At 69.0% G+C, this 18,206-nt stretch carries 24 protein-coding genes and 1 pseudogene; 12 read left to right on the top strand and 13 right to left on the bottom strand.

Going from position 1 to position 18,206, the window contains the following annotated elements:
• Nucleotides 1-4: 4 nt before the first annotated feature.
• Both ASF96_RS09180 and ASF96_RS09175 read right to left on the bottom strand, forming a co-directional pair.
• Nucleotides 5-928 (bottom strand): metallophosphoesterase, encoded by a 924-nt coding sequence (locus tag ASF96_RS09180; protein WP_055838427.1) that lies wholly within the window; start codon nt 926-928, stop codon nt 5-7.
• Nucleotides 925-3,624: a transglycosylase domain-containing protein gene (locus ASF96_RS09175; RefSeq protein ID WP_055838423.1), complete on the bottom strand. Its 2,700-nt coding sequence runs from the start codon at nt 3,622-3,624 to the stop codon at nt 925-927. Before ASF96_RS09175 ends, ASF96_RS09180 begins: the two co-directional genes overlap by 4 nt.
• Before the next feature lie 116 nt (nt 3,625-3,740).
• Between ASF96_RS09175 and ASF96_RS09170 the strand changes: the two genes are divergently transcribed.
• Nucleotides 3,741-3,959 carry a DUF4177 domain-containing protein gene (locus tag ASF96_RS09170; protein WP_055838421.1) on the top strand — a complete coding sequence of 73 codons (219 nt, stop codon included), beginning with the start codon at nt 3,741-3,743 and terminating at the stop codon, nt 3,957-3,959.
• Nucleotides 3,956-4,423, top strand: a complete 468-nt coding sequence (locus ASF96_RS09165; RefSeq protein ID WP_055938344.1) for a RidA family protein — start codon at nt 3,956-3,958, stop codon at nt 4,421-4,423. Before ASF96_RS09170 ends, ASF96_RS09165 begins: the two co-directional genes overlap by 4 nt.
• 193 nt (nt 4,424-4,616) lie before the next feature.
• On the opposite strand, the gene acs is transcribed toward ASF96_RS09165, so the two are convergent.
• Nucleotides 4,617-6,584, bottom strand: coding sequence for an acetate--CoA ligase (gene acs / locus ASF96_RS09155; protein WP_055938337.1), 1,968 nt, complete (start codon nt 6,582-6,584; stop codon nt 4,617-4,619).
• A gap of 472 nt (nt 6,585-7,056) precedes the next feature.
• Here acs and ASF96_RS09150 point away from each other — a divergent pair, with 472 nt between their 5' ends.
• The 6 genes from ASF96_RS09150 (at nt 7,057) to ASF96_RS09130 (ending at nt 10,728) form a co-directional block, all read left to right on the top strand.
• A complete protein-coding gene (locus ASF96_RS09150; protein WP_441004776.1) occupies nt 7,057-8,037 on the top strand; it encodes a TadA family conjugal transfer-associated ATPase in 981 nt (326 codons plus the stop codon).
• Nucleotides 8,034-8,933, top strand: coding sequence for a type II secretion system F family protein (locus ASF96_RS09145; protein WP_235560566.1), 900 nt, complete (start codon nt 8,034-8,036; stop codon nt 8,931-8,933). The genes ASF96_RS09150 and ASF96_RS09145 overlap by 4 nt, the downstream gene beginning before the upstream one ends.
• A 95-nt stretch (nt 8,934-9,028) precedes the next feature.
• Nucleotides 9,029-9,181, top strand: coding sequence for a hypothetical protein (locus ASF96_RS17390; protein ID WP_235560565.1), 153 nt, complete (start codon nt 9,029-9,031; stop codon nt 9,179-9,181).
• A 25-nt stretch (nt 9,182-9,206) separates the two neighbouring features.
• Nucleotides 9,207-9,698, top strand: coding sequence for a hypothetical protein (locus ASF96_RS09140; protein WP_156458788.1), 492 nt, complete (start codon nt 9,207-9,209; stop codon nt 9,696-9,698).
• 47 nt (nt 9,699-9,745) lie between these two features.
• Nucleotides 9,746-10,114 (top strand): hypothetical protein, encoded by a 369-nt coding sequence (locus ASF96_RS09135; RefSeq protein WP_055938333.1) that lies wholly within the window; start codon nt 9,746-9,748, stop codon nt 10,112-10,114.
• A 95-nt stretch (nt 10,115-10,209) separates the two neighbouring features.
• Nucleotides 10,210-10,728 carry a hypothetical protein gene (locus ASF96_RS09130; RefSeq protein ID WP_055938329.1) on the top strand — a complete coding sequence of 173 codons (519 nt, stop codon included), beginning with the start codon at nt 10,210-10,212 and terminating at the stop codon, nt 10,726-10,728.
• Between the two features lie 305 nt (nt 10,729-11,033).
• On the opposite strand, the gene ASF96_RS09125 is transcribed toward ASF96_RS09130, so the two are convergent.
• The 8 genes from ASF96_RS09125 to ASF96_RS16905 form a co-directional block, all read right to left on the bottom strand.
• Entirely contained in the window at nt 11,034-11,240 is a 207-nt protein-coding gene (locus ASF96_RS09125; RefSeq protein WP_055938326.1) for a hypothetical protein, read from the bottom strand.
• Between the two features lie 6 nt (nt 11,241-11,246).
• Nucleotides 11,247-11,678 (bottom strand): hypothetical protein, encoded by a 432-nt coding sequence (locus ASF96_RS09120; protein ID WP_055938323.1) that lies wholly within the window; start codon nt 11,676-11,678, stop codon nt 11,247-11,249.
• Complete coding sequence (locus tag ASF96_RS17535; protein ID WP_268768487.1) at nt 11,675-11,803, bottom strand: hypothetical protein; 129 nt, start codon at nt 11,801-11,803, stop codon at nt 11,675-11,677. Before ASF96_RS17535 ends, ASF96_RS09120 begins: the two co-directional genes overlap by 4 nt.
• 69 nt (nt 11,804-11,872) lie before the next feature.
• Nucleotides 11,873-12,100 carry a hypothetical protein gene (locus ASF96_RS09115; protein WP_055938319.1) on the bottom strand — a complete coding sequence of 76 codons (228 nt, stop codon included), beginning with the start codon at nt 12,098-12,100 and terminating at the stop codon, nt 11,873-11,875.
• Nucleotides 12,087-12,854, bottom strand: coding sequence for a hypothetical protein (locus tag ASF96_RS09110; RefSeq protein ID WP_055938315.1), 768 nt, complete (start codon nt 12,852-12,854; stop codon nt 12,087-12,089). The genes ASF96_RS09115 and ASF96_RS09110 overlap by 14 nt, the downstream gene beginning before the upstream one ends.
• Nucleotides 12,855-12,886: 32 nt before the next feature.
• Nucleotides 12,887-14,233: an AAA family ATPase gene (locus ASF96_RS09105; protein WP_055938312.1), complete on the bottom strand. Its 1,347-nt coding sequence runs from the start codon at nt 14,231-14,233 to the stop codon at nt 12,887-12,889.
• The gene (locus ASF96_RS09100; protein ID WP_055938309.1) at nt 14,230-14,697 is read right to left on the bottom strand and encodes a hypothetical protein; all 468 of its coding nucleotides are present in this window, start codon (nt 14,695-14,697) and stop codon (nt 14,230-14,232) included. Before ASF96_RS09100 ends, ASF96_RS09105 begins: the two co-directional genes overlap by 4 nt.
• On the bottom strand, nt 14,694-14,834 hold the full coding sequence (locus ASF96_RS16905; RefSeq protein ID WP_156458787.1) for a hypothetical protein: 141 nt from the start codon (nt 14,832-14,834) through the stop codon (nt 14,694-14,696). Before ASF96_RS16905 ends, ASF96_RS09100 begins: the two co-directional genes overlap by 4 nt.
• Before the next feature lie 582 nt (nt 14,835-15,416).
• Here ASF96_RS16905 and ASF96_RS09095 point away from each other — a divergent pair.
• A complete protein-coding gene (locus ASF96_RS09095) occupies nt 15,417-15,620 on the top strand; it encodes a DUF1508 domain-containing protein (protein ID WP_055938306.1) in 204 nt (67 codons plus the stop codon).
• A gap of 1 nt (nt 15,621) precedes the next feature.
• Here the strand turns inward: ASF96_RS09095 and ASF96_RS09090 are convergent, their stop codons facing one another.
• Both ASF96_RS09090 and ASF96_RS09085 read right to left on the bottom strand, forming a co-directional pair.
• Entirely contained in the window at nt 15,622-15,843 is a 222-nt protein-coding gene (locus ASF96_RS09090; RefSeq protein WP_055938303.1) for a hypothetical protein, read from the bottom strand.
• Nucleotides 15,844-15,867: 24 nt separating this feature from the next.
• On the bottom strand, nt 15,868-17,340 hold the full coding sequence (locus ASF96_RS09085; RefSeq protein ID WP_055938299.1) for a recombinase family protein: 1,473 nt from the start codon (nt 17,338-17,340) through the stop codon (nt 15,868-15,870).
• A gap of 26 nt (nt 17,341-17,366) precedes the next feature.
• Between ASF96_RS09085 and ASF96_RS16900 the strand changes: the two are divergent.
• From ASF96_RS16900 to ASF96_RS09075, 3 genes and pseudogenes are all read left to right on the top strand, one after another.
• Nucleotides 17,367-17,474, top strand: a pseudogene (locus tag ASF96_RS16900) (DUF4244 domain-containing protein); the annotation flags it as partial.
• Nucleotides 17,474-17,827 (top strand): TadE family type IV pilus minor pilin, encoded by a 354-nt coding sequence (locus ASF96_RS09080; protein WP_055838407.1) that lies wholly within the window; start codon nt 17,474-17,476, stop codon nt 17,825-17,827. The pseudogene ASF96_RS16900 and the gene ASF96_RS09080, both read left to right, overlap by 1 nt.
• Complete coding sequence (locus ASF96_RS09075; RefSeq protein ID WP_055838404.1) at nt 17,827-18,156, top strand: Rv3654c family TadE-like protein; 330 nt, start codon at nt 17,827-17,829, stop codon at nt 18,154-18,156. Before ASF96_RS09080 ends, ASF96_RS09075 begins: the two co-directional genes overlap by 1 nt.
• Nucleotides 18,157-18,206 lie beyond the last annotated feature (50 nt).

The following is an 18,206-nucleotide window of genomic DNA, read 5'->3' as shown; positions in this document are numbered from 1 at the left end:
CGGGTCAGCGGGGGAGCAGCGTGAGCAGTGTCGCCTCGGGCCGGCACGCGAAACGCACCGGGGCGTAGATCGAGTGCCCCAGGCCGGCGCTGACGTTGAGGGGCACCGTGCGCCCGTCGTACGTCCACTCGCTCAGACCGCGCGCCTGGTCGAGCGGCAGGTCGCAGTTGGAGACGAGCGCCTTGCGGCTGAACGGCACGCGCACCTGGCCACCGTGCGTGTGGCCCGCGAGCAGGACGTCGGCGCCGAGACCCGTGAACGTGTCGAGCGTTCGCCGGTAGGGCGCGTGCATCACGCCGATCCGGAGGTCGGCGGCATCCAAGGTGTCGAGCACGGGCGGGATGAGCTCGGGGCGATCCCAGTTGCGGTGGGCGTCGTTCACGCCGAACGCCGTGATGCGCGTGCCCTTCACCTCGAGCGAGACGGCCGTGTCGTCGAGGATGCTCCACCCCAGATCCACGGCGAAGAAGCGATCGAGCGCGTCGATGTCGAGGTGCTTGTGCGCGGGAAGGTGACCCGAGGGGCCGAGGAAGTACCGCAGCGGGTTGCGGGGCGCGGGCTCCTGGAAGTCGTTGGATCCGTGGACGACCAGACCCGGAACGCCGCGGAGCGACGAGAAGGCGGTGCGCACCCCGACGAGACCGTCGCGATGGCCCATGTTGTCGCCGGTGTTGACGACGAGGTCGGGGGCCAGCTCGACGAGCCTCGACATCCACTCCTGCTTGCGGTGCTGCCAGGGAGCCATGTGCGCGTCGGACACATGAAGCACCCGGAGGGGCTCCGCACCCGGCGGCAGCACGCGGACGGCGTGATAGCGCACGGTGAAGAGATACCGCTCGATGCCCACTCCCCACACCGCTGCCCCGACAGCGGCCGCCCCCGCGACCCCGAGGGGTGCGAGGGCGGCCGTCGCGAGGGGGCGCGTCACGGGCAGTCCTTGGCGACGATGGCCAGCGTGATGGGCGTGCTCTTGTTCGCCGAGGTACCACCGGAGGGGCTCGTCGAGGCGACGCGTCCCTCTGCGGGCGCATTGCCGTCCCGCTGACAGGACCCGATCGATACGGTTCCGAACCCGGCCGACAGCATCGCCGCACGCGCGGAGCTGACCGGCTGCCCGGACACATCGGGAACGGTGCCGCCCTGCCCGTTGCCGGGGCTGAGCGTGATGACCGAACCTGCGGCCGCCGAACCCGCGCCGGGGTTCATCGCGGCCACGCGGTCGCCGCCGAACTCGGAGTCGACCGGGTCGCCGATCGAGACGCGGAAACCGGCGCCTTCGAGGGTGGACCGGGCGCTGTCGATGCTCTGACCGACGACGTTCGGGAGGTCGCGCTGGATGGTGCGCAGCAGGTTGGAGGCGGGGTCGGGGAACCGGTCGCCGCCGTAGAAGTCGTCGGACGAGCGCTGGACGTCGGCGGCGAGCGGGTAGCGGATGTCGGACAGTGCGCGCCCGCCCCAGTACTTGCGGAACAGGTCTTCGCTGCCCTCGTAGTTGCCGACCCAAGCCGCGGTCGTCGTGTTGGTCGACGACTCGATCATCCAGGTCTGCCATCCCTCGTGGGTACCCGTCTTGCCGAGCACCGGGGTGCCGTCGCGCGGGTTGCCCTGCGAGCCGGTGCCGCCGCCGGCCATGACGCCCTGCAGGGCGTAGGCCGCGGTCGCCGCGATCTCGGGGGTCAGCGCGGGCGAGCACGTGCGCTCGGGGATCGCGCGGTCGGCGCCCTTGTTGTCGGTGATCTTGTCGATGACCTTGGGCTGGCAGAGCGTGCCGCCGTTCGCCACGGTCGCATACGCGCCGGCCATGGCGATGGGCGAGACGTTGTCGTTTCCGATGACGTTGTTGGCGTACTGCATCGTGATGTCGGTGCCGTCGCCCCGGGTGACGCCCAGCTTCTTCGCGGTCTTGGCGATGTCGCAGAGATCCAGCTGAGCGGCCATCTGCAGGTAGCCGGTGTTCAGCGAGTCGCGCGTGAACATCATGGGGGTTCCCACGTAGCCGCCGTTGTTGGCGAAGTTGTTGATGCGGTCGTTGTTCATGTTGACGTAGTTGCCGGTGCAGGAGTTCGTCATGTTCGGCACCGGACCCATGCGGCCGTTCAGCGTCTCGTTGAGCGAGTGGCCCTTCTCGAGCCAGTCCACGAGCGTGAAGAGCTTGAACGTCGACCCCGCGCTGAAGCCGATCGAGCCGCCGTTCGTGCTGTCACCGGCGAACACGACCGAGTTGAACGACGGATCGGCCTCGGCCTGACCCGGGTCCTGCGTGAACTTCGTGTTCTGCGCGATCGCGAGGATGCGACCGGTCTTCGACTCCGTGTTCACGACCGTCGAACCGAACTTCATGCCGTCGAAGCTCTGCGGCGCGTAGGCGTTCATCGCGTTCTGCGCGGCATCCTGAACCCGCCAGTCGAGCGTCGTCTGGATCGTGAGGCCGTCCTGACGCAGCGCGCGGACGCGCTCGTCGGTGTCGGTGCCGAAGGCCGGGTCGCTCAGGATCGTCGAGACGACGTACTGGCAGAAGTACGGAGCGGCCGACGAGGCGCAGCCCTGGCTGGTGGGCGTGATCACCGGGCTGATCGGCTCGAGGGCGGCCGCCACGTACTGCTCGTGCGTGATCTTGCCGTCGACCTCCATGCGGCTGAGCACGTAGAGCTGTCGGCCCTTGGTCTCGCTGTAGCCGTCGGCGGCGTTGAGCAACTGCTCCTGCGTGATCTCGCCGTTGTCGCGCAGCGTGTACAGCGCCTGGATCGTGCCCTGATCGACGTCGTCGATCGAGCCGTCGGGCTGCTTGTTGTAGGCCGTTCCGTCGTTGTCGAAGATCGACCCCTCGGCGCGGTCGATGCGGAAGCGGTTGGGGTTCTGCACCATGCCCGCGAGGATCGCCGACTGGCTGACGCTCAGCTGCGACGCCGGGGTGTTGAAGTAGTACCGCGCGGCGGCGTCGATGCCGTACGTGGTGCCACCGAAGTTCGCGATGTTCAGGTAGCCCAGAAGGATCTGATCCTTCGTGTACTCCTTCTCGAGCTGGATGGCGTAGCGCATCTCCTGCAGCTTGCGCTGGTAGCCCTCGGTGCCCTCGGACTGCACGGCCTCGAGCGCGCACTTCTGAAGTGCCTCATCGCGCGTCATGCCGGGGTCGCTGTCGGTGGGCTCGACGGCGCGGGCCTCGAGCTCGCAGCGCTGCACGAGCACGTTCTTGACGTACTGCTGGCTGATCGACGAGCCACCCTGCGTCTCGCCGCCCGAGGCATTGCTCAGCAGCGCGCGGGTGGTGCCGATGAGGTCGACGCCGCCGTGCTGGTAGTACCGCGGGTCTTCCGACGACAGGATCGCGTCGTACATCACCGGGTTGACCTGGTCGAACGTGACGGGGGAGCGGTTCTGGTCGTAGAACTTCGCCAGCACCCGGTCGCCGGCCATGAGCGTCGTCGGCTCCATGAGCTCGTCGGGCTGCAGGTAGCTCGGCATCTTGTCGAAGATGGTGATGGCGCTGGAGGCGGCGGCGCCGGACACGGCGATGGCCGGCGTCACGGCGGCGGTGACCAGGAGTCCGGCGACCGCGCTCAGGCCGACGAGGCCGACGATGCCGCCGAGGGCACCGCTAGCCGTACGTTTGTTCTCGGGCATAGGGTTGATGCTAAGCGACGTTGCTGGGCGATGCCTCGAAGGCGTGCGCCCGCACGCGTACGCGTTCATCCCGCGCGCACGAGTCTGCGCGCGCCGAGTCACCGCCGGGAGCCCGAATGATCACGTGGGAGTACGTCACCACGCCGCTGTTGATCCACAACACCGCCGCGATCCTCAACAACTGGGGCAAGCAGGGCTGGGAGCTCGTGCAGGTCGTGCCCGGTCCCGAGGGTGGGCTCGTCGCCTACCTCAAGCGGCCCACGGGCGGCGGGACGGCCAACGCCGGTCTCGGCGCGGCCGAACAGGCGGCCCGCCAGTTCGAGGGCCAGCAGTGAGCGTCTCGCAGCGCCTGGCGGAGCTGGGCGTCGAGGTGCCCGCCGTCGTCCCGCCCGTGGCGTCCTACATTCCGGCCAAACGGCACGGCGACCTCGTCTACACCTCGGGCCAGTTGCCGATGGTGCAGGGATCGTTGCCGGCGACCGGCAAGGTGGGGGAGTCCGCCGGACTGGTGAGCCCCGCCGACGCTCGTTCCTTCGCCCGCCAGTGCGCGTTGAACGCGATCGCCGCGGCCGCCGCCGTGGCCGGCGGTGTCGACAATCTCACCGGTGTGCTCAAGCTCACCGGGTTCGTGGCATCCGTTCCCGAGTTCACCGGTCAGCCGGGAGTCATCAACGGGGCGAGCGAGTTCTTGGGCGAGGTGTTCGGCGAGGCCGGCGCGCACGCCCGCTCCGCCGTGGGCGTTCCCGTGCTGCCGCTCGACAGCCCGGTCGAGGTCGAGGTGGTCTTCACCGTCGTGTGAGGATCGATTCCGGATGCCGGGTGCCCGGCGAGACGAAGGGGACGTGCGGTCGTACCGCGCGTCCCCTTCGTCGTTTCTCGTCCGCGACGGGGATGGCGTCGCGAACGATGGTCTCTGCGATGGCGCCACGCGCCCGCACGGAGTGAGACCGTCGGTCGTGGACGCCGTCGAACACGGCATCCACGACCGGTGATCACTTCACCTGGGCGCTGATCACGCTCATGACGGCGGTGTCGGCGAGCGTCGTGGTGTCGCCCACCTCGCGCCCCTCGGCGACGTCGCGGAGCAGCCGGCGCATGATCTTGCCCGAGCGCGTCTTCGGCAGCTCGCCCACGATGTACACGTCGCGGGGACGCGCGATCGGACCGATCTGCTCGCCCACCCACCTGCGCAGCTCGTCTCCGAGGCCCTCCACCGGGTTCTGCTTGAGGAAGCGGCTCTTGATGATGACGAACGCCACCACCGCCTGCCCGGTCGTCTCGTCGGACGCACCGACCACCGCCGCCTCGGCGACGCCCTCGTGGCCGACCAGGGCCGACTCGATCTCGGCGGTCGACAGGCGGTGGCCCGAGACGTTCATGACGTCGTCGACGCGCCCGAGCAGCCAGACGTCGCCGTCATCGTCGAGCCGAGCGCCATCGCCCGCGAAGTAGTACCCCTTGTCGGCGAACTTGTCCCAGTAGGTCTTGCGGTAGCGGTCGGGGTCGCCCCAGATGCCGCGCAGCATGCTCGGCCACGGCTCGGTGACCACGAGCAGACCGCCGCCGCCGTTGCCCACCTTCTCGCCCTGCTCGTCGACGACCGCGATCGAGATGCCGGGGATCGGCACCTGGGCCGATCCGGGCTTGGTCTCGGTGACGCCGGGCAGGGCCGAGATCATGATCGCGCCCGTCTCGGTCTGCCACCAGGTGTCGACGATCGGAGCCTCGCCGGCGCCGATGATGTCGCGGTACCAGATCCACGCCTCGGGGTTGATGGGCTCGCCCACCGAGCCGAGCAGCCGGATCGACGACAGGTCGAACTTCTGCGGGACGTCGCGCCCGATCTTCATGAACGAACGGATCGCGGTCGGAGCGGTGTAGAACACGCTCACACCGTGCTTCTCGATGAGCTCCCACCAGCGGCCCGGGTGCGGAGTGTCGGGGGTGCCCTCGTACAGCAGCTGGGTGGCGCCGTTGGCGAGCGGACCGTAGGTGACGTACGTGTGGCCGGTGATCCACCCGATGTCGGCGGTGCACCAGTACACGTCGGTCTCGGGGTGCACGTCGTGCACGACGCGGTTCGTGAAGGCCGCCTGCGTCAGATACCCGCCGGAGGTGTGCAGGATGCCCTTCGGCTTACCGGTCGTCCCCGACGTGTAGAGGATGAACAGGGGCGTCTCTGCCGGGAATGCCTGCGCCTCGTGCTCGGCCGATGCCGACGGCACGACATCGTGCCACCAGAGGTCGCGGTCGTCGGTCCAATCGACCTCGTTCGCGCCGCGCTTCACGACGATCACGTGTTCGACGGTCTCTTGGATGCCGGATCCGTTGCGGTCGGCGAGAGCCTGATCGACCGCGGGCTTCAGGGGCGACACCTTGCCCTTGCGCCACCCGCCGTCGGCGGTGATGACGACCTTCGCCCCGGCATCGTCGATGCGGGCGCGCAGGCTGTCGGCCGAGAATCCGCCGAAGACGACGGAGTGCACCGCACCGATGCGGGCGACGGCGAGCATCGACGCGATCGCCTCGGGGATCATCGGCAGATACAGCGCGACGCGGTCGCCCTGCTCCACGCCGAGCTCGGCGAGGACGTTGGCGAGGCGTTTGACCTCGTCGGTGAGCTCGGCGTAGCTGACGTTGCGCTGGTCGCCGGGCTCGCCCTCCCAGCGCAGAGCGATGCGGTCGCCGTGCCCGGCCTCGACGTGGCGGTCGAGGCAGTTGTAGGCCACATTCAGCTCGCCGTCGCCGAACCACTCGGCGAACGGCGGGTTCGACCAGTCGAGCACGCGGGTGAAGGGAGTGTGCCAGTGCAGCTCGCGAGCCTGGTCCGCCCAGAAGCCCTCGCGATCCGCGGCGGCGCGCTCGAACAGGCTACGATCCGCGACGGCTTGCGCTGCGAACGACGCCGCCGGGGCGAACCGGCGGGTCTCGTTGAGGAGATGGTCGATCTGGCTGCTCATCGCGGCGCTCCTTCGCGTTCACGCGACGCCGCGTCGGTGCGCGACGTCATCACCCGGGTCACGCTATCGACCCCCTCCGACACCGGCCACCTCCGATAGTTGGCATCGGCTCGCGATCAAAACAGGTGATATATCGGGGTGAATGGGTCTGAGAGTTGGCCAGGCCGTTCTCCCACGCGTAACCTAGTCATGCCGGAACATCGTTTCGGCACTCGCGTCGGGGGGAGCCCCCCAATTTTCCTCCGGCGCCTGGCGGCATCCCTCGCCCCCCACTGTAGGGATGCCGCCCCCTCCTCTTTCCGCGGCCGGTGGCCTGCGATGCCGGCCCCGAGGGGCCATCCCTCGCCGGGGCGCACACCCGCTGACGCGGCGAGAACGACCGTTCCTCCCCACGGTGTCGATGCGTCGGAGCATCCACCGATCGCTGTTTTCGCTCGACGCGCGCGGGGGCGTCCCCCCTACGTTCGTCGTCGTGTCTTCCGTCATTCCCCTGCACCGGCCCGATCCCGCTGAAGCGCCCCCCGTCTGGGACGATCCGGCGTTGGCGTTCCTGCGGCCGTTCCTCGACGACGGGTCGGTGACCGATCTCTTCGTCAACGGAGACCGGGGACTCTTCATCGATCGAGGGCGCGGCATCGAATGCGTGGCGTCATGGCGCGCGAGCGAGCTCGAGGTCCGTCGGCTCGCGGTGCGTCTCATCGCGCTCGGCGGTCGCCACCTCGACGACGCGTCGCCCTGCGTCGACGTGCGGCTCGAACGCGGGGTCCGCGTACATGCCGTGCTCGCACCGGTCGCCGTGGGCGGAACGAGCATCTCTGTGCGGGTGCCGCGGTGGGACGCCCCCGATCTCGTCGGGCTCGAACGCGGGGGCATGTTCACCGCGACGCAGCGCGCGCGTCTGGAAGACATGGTCGATCGGCGGTGGAACATCCTCATCAGCGGCGCCACCGGGGCCGGCAAGACGACGTTGCTCGCCGCCCTGCTGGGGCGAGTCCCCGCCGGGGAACGTCTCATCACCGTCGAAGAGGTGGCCGAGCTCCGGCCGGATCACCCCCATCACGTCGCGCTCGAGGCCCGCCAGGCGAACCTCGAGGGCGCCGGGGCTCTCACCGTGGCCCGTCTCGTACGCGAGGCGCTGCGCATGCGACCCGACCGCCTCGTTCTGGGGGAGTGCCGCGGCGAAGAGGTACGCGACCTGCTCATGGCGCTCAACACCGGCCACGACGGAGGCGCCGGCACGCTGCATGCGAGCAGCCTGCGCGACGTGGCGACGCGACTGGAGGCTCTGGGGTCGCTGGCGGGAATGGATGCCACCACCACCGGCCGGCAGGCCGCGAGCGCCATCGGTGCCGTGGTGCACGTCGAACGTCGTGACGGACGCCGCCGGGTCACGGGATGGGGGCGCCCGGTACTGAGCGACGGGCGTCTGCGCATCGATGCGGAGCCGTGGTGAAAGCGGGGCGCGCCGCGATCGGTCGCGCCGACGCCCTCGAGACCACGATGCGTCTCGCCGTGCTGCTGGGCGCGGGGCTGACCCCGGCGCGCGCGTGGGCCGTCGTCGCCGAGCAGGGGGATGCGACGGCGGTGGGCGCGGCACGGGCGGCGGCGCGCGGCGACGATGTCGCCGAGGTCCTGCGCTCGGCGGGTGAGACCTGGAGCGATGTCGCCGCGGTCTATGCGGTCGCCGTCGATGCCGGTGCGCCGTTGGCCGATACGCTGCGCACGATCGGGGGAGCCCTGCGGGACGCCGCCGAGATCTCGGCCGACGTGCGCGTGGCACTCGCCGAACCCGCGGCGACCGCGCGGCTGCTCGCGTGGCTCCCGGTTCTGGGGGTTCCGCTGGGGCTCGCCCTGGGCTTCGATACAGTCGGCATCCTGGTGACCGATCCGCTCGGCACGGCCTGTCTCGTCGGGGGCGCGCTCCTCGTCGTGGCCTCACGCCTCTGGGCCCGCCATCTCGTGCGCCGAGCGAGGCCACCCCGAGGTGTGCCGGGTCTGAACGCCGAGCTGTGGGCGGTCGCCCTCTCGGCGGGGATCTCGGTCGATCGGGCGCGTCAGCTCGCCACCGCAGCCGGCCGCGTCGAGCCGCCGCTCTCCGAGGCCTCGGGGGACCAGGCCATCGAGGCGACCCTCGATCTTGCCGTGCGCGCCGGTGTGCCGGCGAGCGAGCTGCTGCGCGGCGACGCGTGGATGGCACGTCATCGCGCCCGCACCGAGGGGCGCGCGGCGGCCGCGCGCCTGTCGACGCACCTTCTCGTGCCGCTCGGCGCCTGCACCCTGCCCGCGTTCCTCCTGCTCGCCGTCGTGCCGATGATGCTCGGCCTGCTGCGTTCCAGCGGGTTCCCCTAGCGAGGGGTCACTCTCGCCCCCACCCGCTCACCTCCCCTCGATCCGATGGGCGGAGATGCCTCTTCGCCCGGGTCTCTCACCGAAAAGGAGTCGCCATGACCATTCCCTTCCTTCCCACCGCCGCCGACGCTCGTCACGAGACGTGCGTCCCCGCGCTGACCTCGGGGCGCGCGGGTGCCCTCTTCCTCGATGAGAGAGGAGCCGCGACCGCCGAATACGCCATCGCGACCATGGCGACTGTTGAGTAGATCAGGCACATATGGAGGTAACACGGTGAGCGAACGGACCCCGCATGAAATGATCGCCGCGAAGATCGCGATCGAGGAGCAATGGGCCTATGACAACAAGGTCGCCCGGCTGAGCTTTGCGCAGATGAGCCGCCTTGCGGAGTGCGCACCGGCGCAAGGCGGTCTCGGGTACCCGATCCCCGCCTCTACTCTCCGCATCCGCGCCGCGGACTACTTCACCCGCATCCGCTCCACCTTGAAGACGAGCGTCGACGAGCGGCGGGCACGACAGGAGGGCGAGATAGATGAACTCGTTCGCCTCGCCGTCGCGGACATTCGGACGGCACGGGCGGCCGGCGACGTGAAAGCCTCCGCGGAAGCCGAGATGCGCCTCCTCCGATACCAGGAGCGCGAAGCGAAGATCTTCGGCACGGACGCTCCTCAGCGGGTGGAGGCCGAGGTCACGACGAAGGACGCCGTCTCGGCCGAGCTCGACGCGATGCTCGCCCGCCTCGACGTCGAGAAGCATCGCGCCTGACGGGCTGCCCCTCGACTATTGGACCGGTAGCCGCATAGCGTGTCGGCATGTTCACGATGCTCATGCAGTTTGTCCGCCACGAGGCTGGGAAGCTCTCGATTCTCGCCGCCACGACCGTAGAAGGGGCGTCGATTGTTCCTAAGAGGGGTGACAAGCTCGTCATGCGCACTACAACGCTGGGCGAACCAGACGCCGAGTTGTATCCGGTGGATACCGTGTACCCGCTCATCTCTCTTGACGGTTTTGTCGTCAACTTCCGATTTGAGCCTGGCGAGGGCGATGCCCCGCTCCATTTGGGCGAACGTCGCTTGCGTCGCGACCTCGCCGCGCTCGGCTGGACGCTCGTCGCCCCAAAGCGGCAGCTCGACTTCATCCACTACGACGAGGAAGACTACGAGGGCCTGGAAAGATTCTGACGGCCCAAACGGTCAGAGAGGCCCGTCCGCTGGTGTGAAAGGCCTTGCGGCGCCGCGCTTGGGAACGGGTGCCTCGGATACGGTACGGTCACGAGATGCTGTCCCCGGCCGTCGACCCTGCCTCAATTGCGAGTCAAACCACAGGCCTCGCGACGGCCAACCCCACGACCCTTGCGCTCCTGTCCATCTTTGGTGGAGCGGCGTTGACAGTGATCGCGGGGTTTATTGGGGCGTGGATTCAGGCGGCGCGCGAGCATCGTCGCTGGATACGTGAGCGACGCTACGAAGCGTTCCAGACCGCGCGCCTCGCCGCCGAGCGATACCGCGACCTCGGTCGCGTCGTGACGGCCCTTAAAGCCATGCCCCCGCCCCAGGATGCCGCCGACCGCGACCGTCAACTTCGGAGAGCCGCCGAGGCGAAGGCTCAACACGAAGCGTTACGCGACTCGATGGACGAGGCGTTCACGCCGCTCCTCATCCTGGGGCCTCAGCGCGTGATGGAAGATCTCGGGGACTTCGCGACCGCTGTCGACCGCGGTGACGGCGAAGCCGCGGACGCCGCCGAGGGGCGCTTCATCCTCAGAATGCGTCGCGCGCTCAAGGTCCGCGCATGAAGAAGCGGCCCGCCCTCCGCGATGGAAGACGGGCCGCTCGTCCCTCCGCCCCTGGTGGACGGAGTCATCTCTGGCCGATTGGCGCCGAGGGCCGCACGAGACGTCGGTGTTCACGGGCGACAGCGAGCGCCGTGCCGTGGTTCGTGAACGGGCCGAGAGCGAGTCCGCATGTGCAGGCGACGAGCGAGCCGGTATCCGGTGACCGGTCGACCTTGCAGGCGTGCATAGCGCTCGTCATGCCGTCGCCCTGGCCTTGCCGTCGCAGGCGACCAGAGCCACAGTGACGGAGGCCAGGGCGACGACGCTCATGACTCGTGCCCCAGCGCGGTCCTGGCCTGCCGCTCGGAGCTCGAGCGGCGTGTGCCCTCGGCCGAGGGGTCGCCGCCGTCGCTGTTGCGGTTGCCTCCGGTTGCGACGTCGGCCTGCCGCTGGCTGGGGCTTTTGCGCCGCTCGATCTCGGCGCCGATCTGCGCCTCGCGCTCGCGGAGACGTCTTTCTTCTCTCGTTGCCATGTCGGGTCACTCCTTCTTCGTGGGGTTGGTGGGTTCGTGGTGGATGAGGCCGTGTTGATCGAGCCAGGTGACGGCGGCGGCGCGGTCGGTCGCGAGCGTCAGCACGGCGGAGTCGTCGCGGGCGAGGCAGGGACCGCAGAGGATGCGTCCGCGGGCGAGGATGCCGTGTTGCGCTCGGGCGCCGAGCTCTGTTCCGCATTGCGCGCACGCGAACGCCGGGTATCGATAGGGGTCGGTGCCGCGATAGGGGCGCGGGGGCGTCGGTTGCGACCGCTCTGCCCGTCGGAGGTCGCGGTAGGCGGATGCCAGCGCGTCCCACTCCGCCGCTTCGCTCCCCGTGAGTGGGCGGTCGACGGCGAGGAGAGTGCGGATATGCGCCCTCACGACGTCGAGCGGCGTCGCGCCATGGTCGCCGGTAGTGGTGTCGTGGCCGCTCATGCGGTGAAGCCCTTCGTTCGGAGGTTGAGAAGGCGATCGATGGCGGTCTCGAGGGCCGATATGGCCGCGCTGCGGGCTCGCACCTCGTCGAGGAGCGTCGGTTCGGTACTGTCGGTGTGAAGCATTCCTGTGCTTTCCCGCCCGCCCCTTGCCGCGTCCAACGTCAGGGGCGGGCGATTCTTGTTGTGAGTGGACTAGGACGCCGCCGCGGTACCGGCGGCGGGGTCCGCTTCTTGACCCGCACGCAGCCGGGCGACGTCGAGAAGCGCGGCCAAAAGGGGCGGTGCCTCGCTCGGAGTGGCGACGGCCAGCGAGTCGACCGTCTGCCGCGTGATCTCGTCGTGAAGCTCTGCGAGGGTCCACGTCCGGTCGTCGGGAGCGCCGAAGTCGCGATCGATGTCGCCGGGGTCAGATGTCGTCATCGTCGTCATCGTCGTCGAGGTCGGGCGCTGCGTCGGCCTCGGTCTCGAGCTTGGCGGCCTTGGCGCGCTCCTTCTCCACGGCCGCGAGCTCGTCGAGGATGCGCTTCGCGTACCCGACTGCCTGGGTAAGCTCATCCACCGCCTGAGAGGCGTGAATGCCGGGGTTGCCCGAGTCGTTGAAGTCGTCGGCGGGAGTCTTCTTGATCCGCGCGTGCCAGGGCTTGAAACCGTCGCCACCGAGCACCGTCGGAAGAGCCCCCAGGATGCCGAGGGCGGCCGTCACCTTTGCTTCGCCGCGCCGAGCGATGCCGAGAGCAGATGCGAGCTCGAGGATGGCGGCGTCGGCGACGTTGCGCGCCTGAGTCGCGAGCGCGGGCGCGTGGTCGGCGAGAACCTCCAGGTACCGCACGCGAGTCTTTCGGAGGGTGGTCTCGAGCGCGATGAAATCGAGCTCGGCATCCTCGAGGCGATCGGCCGCCTCGAGCTTGGCTGCCTTCAGCTTCTTCTTGTCGGGCTTCTTGCCCTCCAGGCCTGCGAGCGTTGCGGCCCGGCGTGCGGCGTCCTTCGCGCCGTCGAGGGCGCTGCGCGCTGCACGCTGCTCTCGCGACGCCTCCTGGAACTTTGCAAGCTTGTCCAGCAGGCCGGCGGTCGCCTTGTCGATGGCTGGAACTCCCGTGTTCAGGACGATGCCGGTCTGCGTCCAGCCGTCGTGTCCGCTCCAGCTGATGGTCTTGGTCTCGAAGTCTTTGCTCATGGCGGGTGGTTTCTCCTCGGTTGAGATGGGCGTTACAGGTCGAAGGTGGTGCGTTCGGCGGGGAGGGTAAGCCGCGTGCGGGAGGCGGTGCCCGTGACGAGGAGGCGACCGGTCTTCACGAGCTCGTTGACGTAGCTGTAGACCGTCGAGCGGCCGCCTACGCCCCACTCGACAAGGGCGTCGACGAATTGCGTGCGCGTCGCACCGGTCTCGCTGAAGGCGCGTGCGAAGTGGGCGAGCGACTCCTCGACCCGCGCGGCCTGAACTCCGCTCGGCTGGGCCTCACCTGGGGCGACCGGTTCCAGCACGAGCGTGTCGTGCTCCGGAATCGCCTTCGTGCGCAGGCGCAGGATCTCGCCGCCCTCGGCGTCCTTTTGCTTCACGGCGGTGAGGGTCAGCGCGCCGGCCTCGCCGTCGAGTTTCAGCACGGTATCGACGTTGCCGAGGAGGGCGCTCGCGCCGCGCATGTCGCCGTTCTTACCGGCATGGTGGATGAAAAGAACCGTCGACCCGGTCGTCGCCCGCTTCACGCGCTCCGCGGCGTTCGTCACGCGGGTCATCGCAGTGTTGTCATTTTCTTCGGCGCCGCCGGCGACCTTCACGAGGGTGTCGAAGACGATGAAGCGGAAGCCGCGCACCGTGGCGAAAGCGACGAGCTCGTCGACGTCGCTGTCGCTCGTGAGGTTGATTGGCGCCGGGTAGACGAAGAGGTCATGGATCGGCTTCGCGCCGTTGAGATGCCAGGACAGGGCGGCGACGCGCTTCTGAATGCCCGCCACGCCCTCGGCCGCGACGTAGAGCACTGAGCCTCGCTCGACGGGCCTGCCGGCCCACGTGTGGCCCGTGGCGACGCACGCGGCGAGCCAGAGGGCCAGGAATGTCTTGTAGGTCGCGGGAGGGGCATACAGGAGCGCCACTGTGTCGAGATTCAGCACGCCTTCGACCAGGGGGGTGAGCGGCGGTCGATCCATGAGCTCAGCGAAGTCGAGCACCGAGTCGGCGAGCATCGGCCGGTCGGCCGCCTCTTCCTCGTCCAACGCCTTGCGCACTTCGCGCTGTAGGCGACCCTTGCGTAGCGCCTCCTCCCACTCGTAGCGTCTGCCGAGCTCATCGGGGTCGACGAGAACCGTGTACGCCTCGCGTCGACCCTCCTTAATCGCGCGAGCGGCTTTTTTGCGGTCGACGCTTGGCTCCAGGTCGACGAGCATGTCGGCAGCGGCGTCGACTGTGATGAAGCGGCCTGGGATCGCCCTACCGACCTGCCGGGCGATGCGCTTCGTCTCGCCGGGGGCACCGACGACCTGAGCAGCGAGTGCTTCGAGCTTCCAGAACGCCGTCTCGCGGCTCATCTCTACGATCTCGATGCCGTTGACGTTCACTCGGCGCCCGCTTCGATGAGGTCGGCCAGCGCCTTCTCGTGGTCGCCCCGCACCCGCAAGTGCGTCTCTGCGTTGCGGAGAGCGATTCGACGGGCCTCGGTCAGGCGTTCGATCTCGCGCTCGTGGTAGGCGAGCATGACGTCGCGGTCGCTTGGCGCGGCGGCAGCGCCCGATGCGGTCGCGAAAGCTGAGAGGTAGGCGTCCGTCTCAGCGGCGGCGAAGCGATGGGCCTTGCGGCGGCGCTGCGTGCTCGTGTCGCGCTCGTCGAACAGCCCGCACGCCTCAGCACGTTGCATCCAGAAGCGCTCGACTTCGGGATCATCGAAGCGGTCGGGCTTGCGGCCCTGCGCCTCACGGGTGGTGGCGGGGAGACCGGCGGCGAGACGCTGCGCACGATGCGCGGCCCAGCGACGCTCGGCACCCCGGCGACCAGCCGCCGCGAAATCGAACGGCCGCGCACTCATTGCGACGCCTGAGGCTTGAGGAGGGAGGCGATACGGGCACGCGCCGCCCCGCTCAAGGGCGGGGCTTGCCGGGCAATCGCCGCGACGATGTCGTCTCGTCGGGTGGCGATGATGCCGGCCGGGGTGGTGTCAGCCACTTCACTCTCCTTCTCGGTGTGCCCTTCGGGGGCGCTCTTCGAGGTGAAGTGCTGACGGGATTAAGGCTATGCCTTGCGCTGGGCCATGTCAATTCGAATATGCCTCTGATCAGGCTTTCAGCCACTAGCTGAGAGTGCTACGTCCGTTTCCCGTCCAGGTTCCTGCGCCCCTTATAGGGGGGCGCATCTGGACAGACGACTTGGACGGCTTGGACGACTTGGACAGACGCCGAGAGAAGCGCGGAAATACAGTCGTCGCCGAGTCGATGCGATGTGGCTGGACAACCTGGAAGGCTTGGATCGGAGCGAGTCGTCCAGGTCGCACATCTGGACAGACGTATCGGGTATCGCGGCTATGTCTCGCACGTCGCCCATTTAGTGGAGCGACCGGATGACGAGAGCCCCGCGGGCCGCGCACACGCTGCGTAACTCGGAGCGTGAGGGCGGAGTTATAACTCGGCCCGGGTACGCCGAATAAGCAACTGCGCCCGCTGTCGCCATTGGGGCGTACTCGAAGAAATAGTTGCGCGATCTCAGCGCTCGTTGCCAGACTCGGCACTTCTAGACCAAAGGGGGTCGGCCGTGGCCGAGAACGTCTTGAAGTTCAATCTATGGAAGTCGTCGGCGGCGCAGCCTTACCACTGGACGCTGAACTCCGCAGCCAACGGGCAAACCATCTGCCACAGCGAGAACTACGCGCGGAAGGAAGACGCGTTGGCTTCCATGAACCTCGTCTACGCCCACGCCGGCGACTCGAAGTGGTGGGACCAGACTGGCGAGGGGTGAATTACTTCAGCGACCCTGACCGCGTAATGACAGTCGTCAGCGTGCTTTCGGAATAGAAGCGAACCTCGCCCGTCTCGAACAACACTGGGGTGACGCCCACGGTGCCGACAATGTCACCGGCGAAGGTCTGGAGCCGGAAGTTCTTGCCGCTGGCCGGCCACTGAAGCCGCGTGCCTACGCCGTGCGGGGTGTTCACGTGGGGGACGTCCTGCTCGTTGCTCATGGGGCGAGCGTAAGGGTTACCGCGTCAGCGGTGCCAGTCGAAGCGGACCGTGCGTGCCATAGCCTCGTCGCTCATCCGTCGCCGGTTGCCCTGACCCACGGAGAAGACGACGACGGTCGCGAGAGCCTCGAGGACGCCGCGCTTCTTTCCGAGGCTGAGGGCGTGCCACGCCGCGCCGACGTCTTCGGCAGTGACGATGTCGGCGAGCGCCGACGTGTCGACGCCGGCGCGAAGCTTCTCGTCGAGCTCGGCAACACGCCCATTCGCGCGACGGATGAGGCGCACGCGCTCCGCCCTGTCGATGAGGCCGTCCATCTCGTCGTCACCAGCCTGCCGGATCGCCGTCTCGAGCCGCCGCCGCTCCGCGCGTATCTCCTCGACGTCGTGGCGCTCGCGATCTTCAAGGAGATCGGCGGCATCCGGTCGCGAGAGACGGGCGATCACGACGCGCTGCACGAAGTCGTCGAGCGGGTCACCGCGTCGCATGAAGTGAGCCATGGACGCGCAACGGTAGGAGTGGATGCCCGCTTCGCCGCCGCCCGCCCGAATCGGTAGGCCGCATCCCTCGGTACCGCACACGGCGAGGCCAGAGAGGAGCCACTTGCGCGACGGTCCCGGCGACGTCTTTCGCTCGGGGTGCTCAAGCCGTGCCCTTGCCTCCTCCCACGCCTCGACGCTCACGATCGCCTGCCAGCGGCCCGGCACACACGTCTCACGGCTGATCGAGCGCTGGTCGTACGGTTGCTGCGCTCCATCCTCCGCAGGCAGCGGCAGGAGCGCGGCGTAGTACGGCGACATGAGCATGCGTCGGAGCGTCGTCGGCGTGAACGGCACGCCCTCGGGGTGCCGCTTCGTCGGGACCGTGCGCCGCCCCTTCGCGTTCAGCTCGCGCGCGATGGACCCGAGCGGCACGCCGGCTAAGAAGTCATCGAAGACCGCGAGCACGTCGCCCGCGCGCGAAGGGTCGGTGATGTAAGCGTCGCCGTCGCCGCGCTCCGATGTCGGAACCCACTGGTAGCCGTAGGGCACGCGCCCCGACGTAGGCACGCCCTTCGTGCGACGGTCGGCGTTCGCGAAGACCCGGCGCTCGGCCTTAATCTCGCTCTCCGCGCGCGAGACGGACGTCAGCACGTTCGCGACGAGGCGGCCCGAGGGTGACGCGAGGTCAAGCGCTCCGTCCGTCGTGACGGTGTTGACGCGGGCGGCCGTGAGTGATTCGAGGGCCGAGAGGGAACGCCCCAGGCGGTCGAGCTTTCGCACGATGAGCACATCGAAGCGCCCCGCACGCGCGTCGTCGAGCATCCGCCCGAAGGCCGTGCCCTCGCCGCGCGCCTTGTATCCGGACACGTTGTCGTCCTCGTAGACGGCGACGACCACGTAGTCGCGCGACTCGGCGAGCGCTCGGCACGCCGCGAGTTGTCGCTGGATGCCCTCAGGCTCGGCGACGCTCTGCCGCACGTAGATCGCGGCGCGCGGGGTGGTCTTCCTCGGAGTCATGCGAGCAAGTATGCTTCAAATACACAACAGTCGCCGCCGTCGCCTTCGCCGGGCTGCTCGTCGTCATCATGCGCAGCGACGAAGTGCGCGGGATCCTCACCGATCTCGTTCGTCGTGCGCTGACGGTGCAGTGATGTCCGCGGTTCGCCGGGCCGAGCGTCGATGGCCGCGGCTCGACGAGCGCGGTGCCGTGACCGCGGAGTTCGCCGTCGCGCTACCCGCGCTGATCGTCGTGCTGGCGCTGGGGGTGGGGGCGCTCGGCTCGGTCGCCACGGCCGTCCGGCTGCAGCACAGCGCCACCGAGGCCGCGCGACTACTCGGGCGGGGAGACGGCGGCGGGCTCGCCGTCGTCGACGGCGTCGGGGGCAGCGCGTCGGTCGAACGCGTCGACGGCCTCGTCTGCGTCACGGCTTCCGCCCCGATCGCGTCGACGCTCCCGCTCGCGCCCGTGACCACACGGGCCTGCGCCCTCGACGGAGGGCGCTGATGGCGGGAACGGTCGCGGTGGTCGGCGTCACCGCGGTCGTGGCGGGCGCCACCGTCGCTCTCGGACTCGCTCTCGGCGCCGTGGTGCAGGTGCAACGGCTGTCGGGGATCGCGGATGCCGCCGCCCTCGCCGCGGCCGACACGGTGAGCGGGGCGGTGACGGGGGTGCCCTGTGAGGCGGCGACGGTCGTCGCCGAGCAGGGGGGTGCGAGCCTGCAGGAGTGCGATGTCGACGGCCTGGTCGCCACCGTCACCGTCGCTGGGGCGTACGGTGGGATTCCATTCGATGTGCGCGCGCGGGCCGGACCACCCGATGTCCCGAGCCCATGAGTCCTCCCGGAACCCCGCCAGGCAGGCGTGTGTATGGTGTGCATCGACGA

Source organism: Microbacterium sp. Leaf179 (genome assembly GCF_001423785.1).
Classification (GTDB): domain Bacteria; phylum Actinomycetota; class Actinomycetes; order Actinomycetales; family Microbacteriaceae; genus Microbacterium.
This window is presented reverse-complemented; position numbering and strand designations above follow the sequence as displayed.